The organism is Neisseria sp. SLRRB23, assembly GCF_050896295.1.
Classification (GTDB): Bacteria; Pseudomonadota; Gammaproteobacteria; order Burkholderiales; family Neisseriaceae; genus Neisseria.
Genome location: NZ_JBPBFH010000109.1, coordinates 1 through 400 on the forward strand (window position 1 = coordinate 1; position 400 = coordinate 400).

Genomic DNA, 400 nt, shown 5'->3' on the forward strand with positions numbered 1-400 from the left:
GGAGAGGGTGAAAAGGGCGAGGGAGGCAATGATGTTTTTCCGCCGTCCGGTCAGGCGGTTGTCTAAATCGACAAGGCCGCCGGCAATAATGCCGAGTACGAAGGGAATGGCGAGCTTGGGTTCGCCTATCTGTCGGCTGCCTGCCGACCTCTGCAAACGGCGGCGCGTTTTTCTCTTCCAAAACCTGTATCGTCAAGCCGTGGACGCGTGCCGCCTCTTCGGGCATATCGCGCTCGGGGTGGACATAGAGGTGCAGGTTTTTGNCGTGTACCAAACGCATTTCGTCGCCGGAGATGTCGATCAATTGGTCACACTCGGGTTTCAAAGGACCAGCATTCAAGACGCGGTCTTTAGAGACTTTGTTCAACGACACCAGCCATTGACCGTCGGCTTCTTTGGT

2 pseudogenes are annotated in these 400 nt (G+C 56.1%); both read right to left on the bottom strand.

What is annotated here, in order from left to right:
* Window positions 1-127 precede the first annotated feature (127 nt).
* Window positions 128-268, bottom strand: a pseudogene (locus ACRPFF_RS11310) (DNA polymerase III subunit epsilon); the annotation flags it as partial.
* Window positions 266-400 (bottom strand): annotated as a pseudogene (locus tag ACRPFF_RS11315) (hypothetical protein); the annotation flags it as partial. The pseudogenes ACRPFF_RS11315 and ACRPFF_RS11310, both read right to left, overlap by 3 nt.